Source organism: Streptomyces sp. NPDC053560, from assembly GCF_044544605.1.
Lineage (GTDB): Bacteria > Actinomycetota > Actinomycetes > Streptomycetales > Streptomycetaceae > Streptomyces.
The window spans coordinates 167,794-174,121 of the sequence record NZ_JBITXI010000016.1 but is presented as its reverse complement, the minus strand read 5'-3'; the positions used below and the strand labels follow the sequence as shown (position 1 = coordinate 174,121).

Sequence of the window (6,328 nt, the reverse complement as noted above, 5' to 3'; positions counted from 1 at the left end):
GATCACCGTCTGGATATTGCCCTGCGCATCCGCCGACGCACCCGTGTCGTACGAACGACGGTCCTGACCCGCAGCACCCATCAACACTCACTCCCCGTGAAAGTTCCATCAGCTCGACGTCCCGGCTGCCGGGGCCCGTCGAAGGATCGAAGAATCAACGGCCCGCCGCCAGTGGTGAGAGCGGGCCGGAATCCCTGTGGCTCAGCGGCCGCCGAATCGGGCCGCGTCGAAATTGGCCGACGACATCTGCTGGCGGGCGTTGTCGCCGTGCTCCTGGTCGCCCGAGCTGAACGCCGAGTCCATGCCCTTCTGGCCGCCGAGAATGCCCGAGAGCGAGCTCTGCAGCGAGGACGCGATCTCGTCGGAACGGGCCTTGAACTGGTCGAAGGCCGCCTTGCCGGAGCCGTTGAACTTGCCCTCCAGAGGGGCAGCGGCATCCACGAGCTGGCGGATCAGCCCTCCGAGGTCCTCACTCGACCCCCGCGACTTCGTCTGCAGGGTCGACAGCACCTGCGAACCCATGTCGAACTTCATCTGGCTCCCCCTGCCGGGCTGGACGGCTACATAAGCGGAGTCATGTCTATCAAGCCGTTATGGGCGGTGCAATCGAGGGTAGGGGGGCGTAGCACACCCGTGACACGGCCGATGCCACCGCGAAAGTGCCCAATGAGGACATGTCCGCAGTTAGTGGCTGCGCGCATTCGTTCGCCACTCGGGTCGGTGCCTCCGACGCGTAACCGGAACTTCATCGCGGTGGCTCGTACCCGGGCCGAGGCCATGAGTGATGCCGCGAGGCCATGAGTGATGCTGAGGTCATGAGCGATCTGTACGCCGTGGACCTTGCCCTGGACCTCCGGGACTCCGTGCCGGACGCCCTGCTCGCCGACCTGCGGTGGCATCTGGACCCCGGGGGCCCTGACGGTGCGCCGGGAAAATCATGCCGAGGCCCTGCCGGAATTCGAGGCACTCGTGGAGCGACTTGCGCCGCAATCCCGGACCGTGGGAGTCGTCGGCCAGCTGCGTTTCCACGAGGATCACGCCCCCCGAGCTGCTGATCAACGACTCGGGCACGCTGACGAAAAGCACTTGCCGGGCGGCATAGGTTCGGATCATGGAGATCCTCAGCGTGAATGTCGGGGTGGCGAAGGCGGTCGAGTACACCGATGCGCCGTCCGGGACGACAGGTATCGACAAGCGGCCGGTGAACGGGCCCGTGCGGGTGGCGGCGCCCGGGCCGGCCGGGGTCGGGGCGAGCGGGGTGGCCGGGGACGCGGTCTGCGACCTGCGGTTCCACGGTGGTGACGACAGGGCGGTCTACGCGTTCGCCCGGGAGGAACTGGACGACTGGGAGCAGGAGTTGGGGCGGCCGCTCGTCGACGGGGCGTTCGGCGAGAACCTCACCACGGTCGGCATGAACCTGCGCGACGCGCTCGTCGGCGAGCGGTGGCGGATCGGGGACGAGGTCGTGCTGGAGGTGACGGGCGGCCGGATTCCGTGCCGTACGTTCGCCGGCTGGCTCGGTGAGAAGGGCTGGCTGCGGCGGTTCACGCTCGCGGGCTCGCCGGGGGTGATGCTGCGCGTCGTACGGCCCGGGGAGTTCCGGGCCGGGGACGCGGTCGAGGTGGTGGACCGGCCCGAGCACGACGTGACCGTCGGGCGGCTGTTCCGCGCCGTGACGACCGAGCGCAAGTCGCTGCCGGACATGCTGGCCGCCGCGCCGTGGATGGAACGCGAGCAACTGGACATCGCCCGTAAGTACGCGGCGAAGTACGGGGACGGGTGCGGGGGTGAGTGAGGGGCCGGGGGCGAGGGCGCGGAAGCAGGGCTGTGGGCAGGGGAGTTGAGCTGGGCGGCGCATGGTGCGTGTGCGGCGTGTAGTGCACACTGGTGAGCGGTCTGTGATCGGTGCTCGTGCGGGTGCGGGACGCCCCAGCGGTTGCGCTGATGACATGTGTTTTCGGGGGATCTCACGGTGAACCGCGTTCTGTCCGTCCTGCTGGCCGGCAGCTCCGCCGCGGCCCAGGCCGGCCTGTTGTTCGGGTTCGTGCCGGTGTGCCGCCGGGTCCTGGCGGAGCAGGATCTCTGTCTCACCGGGCAGGCCAGGCTGCTCGGCGTGGACGCCGTCGGGTTCGTCGTGCGGGACCCCGGCCACGTCGGCGGGTGGCTGCCTCAGCTCCTCTTCGTCATGGTCTGCGCCGTGCTGACCTATGCCGTGCTGCGGACCACGCCGGGGCTGCGGCCGCGGTGGGGAACGTGCCTGGCGCTGCTCGGAGCCGCCCTGTCGGCCGCGGGGGCCGCCGATCTGATCGGGCCGGTCCTGCATCCGCTGGAGTGGACGTACCTGCCGACGCCCCAAGACCAGCCCGTGCTGGTCCGGCAGACGGGCGGCACCGGGTCCGCGCAGTTCGCCCTGTTGTTCTTCTGGATGCCGATTCCGATGTGGGCGGAACTGTGGATCCTGCGGCACTGGGCGCCGGTACGGGAACTCCTGCGGGTGACCGGCGAAACCGGTGACGAAGAGGGCGAAGAGCCGGTGACGCCGGCGCTCGGCACGCGGCGTGAGCGCTGGGAGGCGGTTTTCGCGGCGCTCATTCCGGCGGTGCTGCTCGCGGTCGCGGGCGGCACCGTCCTGCGGCACACGAGCGTCCGCCAGTTGGAACAGGAGCCCGCCCTCACCTTCGACCCCGAACTCTGGCTGCCGTACCGGCCGCCGGAACTGGCCGACGAGTGGAGCGAGATCCTCTACCCGGCGCTGCGACTGCGCCCCCTGCCGACGGAGACCACCACCGGATGGCTGGCGACGCTCCTGATCTGCCTGGTGCTGCTGGTGGCGCTGGCGGTGGCGCTGCGTGCCGTGGTGCGGCGCGCCGACGCCCGGCACCCGCTGCGCCTCTTCATGCGGTGCTGGTACGCGACGCTGCTCGCCGCGGTGGCGGCTGCCGTCGTGGAGGGCGCCGTCGTCGGCGGTGACGACAAGGACGGCGCGCTGCCGTGGTTGCTGGCTCCGCGGCAGGGGTCGACGGACGCCCTCACGTCGTTCGACCTGGCCATCGGTGACGCCGTCCGGTTCGGCACGGCGTGGGGCTGGGCCACGGGAGCCGCGTGTCTGGTGGCCGTTCTGGTGATGAGACGTCGGGGGCACGGTACGGAGCCGGCCCCGGAGGAGGTACGAACCGGCCATGCCCAGTAACCGACCGGCGGCCCGGAGGAACGGGAACGGGGCCCTGACGCGGGCCAGCGTCCGCCGCGGTGGCCGGCCCCGGCCCGCCCCCGAGGAACGCCCGAGCCGGCTGCGCTTTCTGCGCAGCCCCGCCACCTGGCTGGCCGGGATCCTGCTGAGCGTGGCGGCCGTGACGTTCCAGGACGTGCTGGTGGGCGCGGCGAAGTCGGTGTTCTCGCTCGACCGGCTGCCGGACCGGATCTCGCCGGAGGGCGCCATCGACGTCGTCGAGGTGCAGGACGTCAAGGAGAACGGCACGTACGTGATCCGTGGCGGCAAGGGCGCCGGTGCCGCCGCGGCGACGATGCTCGGTACGCCGGACTGGCGGGAGAAGGGGGACGTCGTCGACGTCGGGGTCTCCGAGTGGATGGTCACTCTGGAGGGCCGTGCCGCCCAGCAGGTGCGGATCACCGACATCGTGCCCGAGGTGGAGGGCGGGCGGTGCGGGGCGCCGCTCGGCGGCACGCTCGTACTCAGCCCGAGCCAGGGCGAGGCGCACGTCATCCCGCTGGAGGTCGCCGTCGACTCGCCGACGCCCAGGATGATGACGACCACCACGAGCGCCAAGGGCGTCGACAAGAGCGAGTCGTACTTCACCGGCCCGCACGCCAAGCACATCACGCTCAAGCAGAACGAGAGCGAGGCGTTCCTGATCCACGCCACGTCGAAGCAGGGCCACTGCCGCTGGCGGTACCGGGTCCACTACCAGGTGGCCGGCACGCCGGCGGAGATGGTCCTCAGCCGCCCGGGCAACAAGCCCTTCGAGATGACCGGCGAGCTGCCGCGCGGTGCCGGGTACCGCGCCGTCCACTTCCCGCCCTTCCTCTGCCCCGGTGTGAAGCAGCAGGACAGGTGGCTCACGGCCACCGGGGAGGCGTATGCCCGCGCCCGGAGCGCGGGGAAGCACGAGCCCTGTCCGAAGAAGGAGAGCTGAGGGGGCATCAGGACTTCGCCGCCCGGGAGGAAGCGGAGGACGCGGAGCGAGTGGTGGAAGCGGTGGAACCCGCAGAAGCCGCCGCCCTGCGGCCCGTCGCCGGGCGCAGTCGGTTCATGACGCTCATGTACGAGGCGGGGAAGAGGCGGGCGAGCACGTCGGGGACGACGGCGGACGGGGCGATCAGGAGACGGGGGCGGCGGGTGCGGACGGCGGCCAGGATCTGCTCGGCCGCCTTGTCGGCGGGGTAGGTCAGCAGCTTCGCGAAGCTCTCCTTGCCCGCGCGGATCTCGGCCTCGGTGGTTCCGGCGGCCGGCCGGGCGGTCTCGGCGATACGGGTGCGGATGCCGCCGGGGTGGACGGTGGTGACGCCGGTGGCGCGGTCGGCGAGCTCGTGGCGGAGCGATTCGCTGAAGCCGCGCAGGGCGAACTTGCTGGCCGCGTACGCCGACTGGCCGGGCGGCGCGATCAGCCCGAACAGGCTGGAGAGATTGACGATGTGGCTGCCGGGCGTACGCAGCAGGTGGGGGAGGAAGAGGCGGGTGAGGGCCACCGGGGCGCGGAAGTTGATGGCCATGACCCAGTCGAACTCCTCCGCCGTCAGCTGCTCGAACCGGCCGCCGAGCGCCACCCCCGCGTTGTTGATGAGCAGGGTGATCTGCGGGTGCGCCGCGGTGATGCGGGCGACGAGGGCGTCCAGGCCCGCGATGTCGGCGAGGTCGGCCACGTGCGTGTCGACGGGCAGGGCCGGGTGGTCCTTGCGCATCCGGTCGGCGACCGCGGCCAGCCGGTCGGCGTCCCGGTCGATGAGGACGAGGCCGCTGCCACGTGCGGCGAGGCCGTAGGCCATGTGCTCGCCCATTCCGCTCGCCGCGCCGGTCAGGACCGCGGTGCCGCCGGCGAACCGGTAGGGGGCGAGAGCTGCGGGCATGGGCTCCTCCGAGGGGTTCGGCGGCCGTGCGGCCGGCGGCGGGGCGGTCTGCGGGCGGCACCAGTCTGCCCGGGGAGGGCGACGCCGTACTTGACCTTGCGCGACAGACGCTTACCCCTGGGCGACAGGCCTTTACCCCTGCGCGATACCTGTCGCGTCGTCCTCCTGAGCGATATCTGTCGCGCCGTCCCCGCGTCGTACCGCCGTCGGCGACACCCCCCACCAGCGCCGGCAGCACCGGCTCAGGGCCGACTGTTCGGAGAGGCCGAGGAGGGCGGCGATCTGGGTCATGGGGAGGGCGGTGCCGGTGAGGTAGTGGCGGGCCGCCTGGCGGCGTACGTCGTCGAGGATCGCCGCGTACGTCGTGCCTTCCTCGCGCAGCCGGCGTTGCAGGGTGCGCGGATGGATGCTGAGCAGGCGGGCGACCGCGCCGATGTCGGGCAGGGCCGTGCCCAGCGACTGCTGCACCGCGCCGCGGACCCGGGGGACCAGGCTGGCCCGCTCGTCCGGTGCCTGTTCCGCGAGGAAGGCCAGGGCGAGCTGGCGCAGGTGTTCGTCGCCGCCCGCGAGCGGCCGGTCGCCGAGGCTCTTCGGTACGCGGAGGAGGGCGGCGGGGCGGCCGACGCGTACGGGGGCGCCGAAGAATTCCTCGTAGACGGCGAGGGGCGCGGCGGGGCGGTAGGGGAGTTCGACGGTGCGCAGGCCGTACGGGCCGTCGACGAGGAACTGGATGGCGCGGTGGAGGAAACCGAGGCCCAGGTCGGTGCCCTGGACGGGGGCCGGTAGGCCGGGGTGCGGGCCGTAGCGGAGCGCGGCGATGCCGGGCGCTTCGTACGGGTCGGGTTCGAGGGTGAGGCTGAGGGCCTGCGCGTGGACGAAGAGGTAGCGCGAGGTGCATTCGAGGGCGTCGGCGACGGTGGGGGAGTTCTGGATCGCCAGGGCCAGCGCGCCCAGCATGCCGAAATCCTGCCGGGAGGCGACGCGGAGCCCGAGGTCGGGGCGGTCCAGCGCGGTGGCGGCGAGCTCCAGGACCTCGGTCACGGCGAGGTCGTCGACCAGCAGGTCGTCGGTGTCCAGCGCCGCGACGGGCAGGCCGGCGGCCGTGGCGTACTCCTCGGCATTGCCGCCCAGCTCGGCGACGGTCGCCCGGAAGCCGCGCAGCCCCGCCGACCTGATCACCGACATGCCGGCCCGATCACGGGTGCGCCGGGCTGATCGCTGACACGTCGTTCAGGGGCGGGGG

Annotated in this window: 6 protein-coding genes; 3 read left to right on the top strand and 3 right to left on the bottom strand. The window is 72.0% G+C overall.

Annotated elements, in window-relative coordinates; translation table 11 throughout:
* Positions 1-201: 201 nt before the first annotated feature.
* A complete protein-coding gene (locus ACIGQF_RS33025) occupies positions 202-534 on the bottom strand; it encodes a hypothetical protein (protein ID WP_399718038.1) in 333 nt (110 codons plus the stop codon).
* Between the two features lie 577 nt (positions 535-1,111).
* On the opposite strand from ACIGQF_RS33025, the gene ACIGQF_RS33020 reads away from it, so the two are divergent.
* The 3 genes from ACIGQF_RS33020 (at position 1,112) to ACIGQF_RS33010 (ending at position 4,154) form a co-directional block, all read left to right on the top strand.
* Entirely contained in the window at positions 1,112-1,795 is a 684-nt protein-coding gene (locus ACIGQF_RS33020; protein WP_399718035.1) for an MOSC domain-containing protein, read from the top strand.
* 177 nt (positions 1,796-1,972) lie between these two features.
* Positions 1,973-3,190, top strand: a complete 1,218-nt coding sequence (locus ACIGQF_RS33015) for a hypothetical protein (protein ID WP_399718032.1) — start codon at positions 1,973-1,975, stop codon at positions 3,188-3,190.
* On the top strand, positions 3,180-4,154 hold the full coding sequence (locus tag ACIGQF_RS33010; protein WP_399718029.1) for a hypothetical protein: 975 nt from the start codon (positions 3,180-3,182) through the stop codon (positions 4,152-4,154). The genes ACIGQF_RS33015 and ACIGQF_RS33010 overlap by 11 nt, the downstream gene beginning before the upstream one ends.
* Before the next feature lie 7 nt (positions 4,155-4,161).
* Here the strand turns inward: ACIGQF_RS33010 and ACIGQF_RS33005 are convergent, their stop codons facing one another.
* The gene (locus tag ACIGQF_RS33005) at positions 4,162-5,085 is read right to left on the bottom strand and encodes an SDR family NAD(P)-dependent oxidoreductase (RefSeq protein WP_399718027.1); all 924 of its coding nucleotides are present in this window, start codon (positions 5,083-5,085) and stop codon (positions 4,162-4,164) included.
* A gap of 132 nt (positions 5,086-5,217) precedes the next feature.
* Positions 5,218-6,270 carry an AraC family transcriptional regulator gene (locus ACIGQF_RS33000; RefSeq protein WP_399718024.1) on the bottom strand — a complete coding sequence of 351 codons (1,053 nt, stop codon included), beginning with the start codon at positions 6,268-6,270 and terminating at the stop codon, positions 5,218-5,220.
* Between the last annotated feature and the right edge of the window lie 58 nt (positions 6,271-6,328).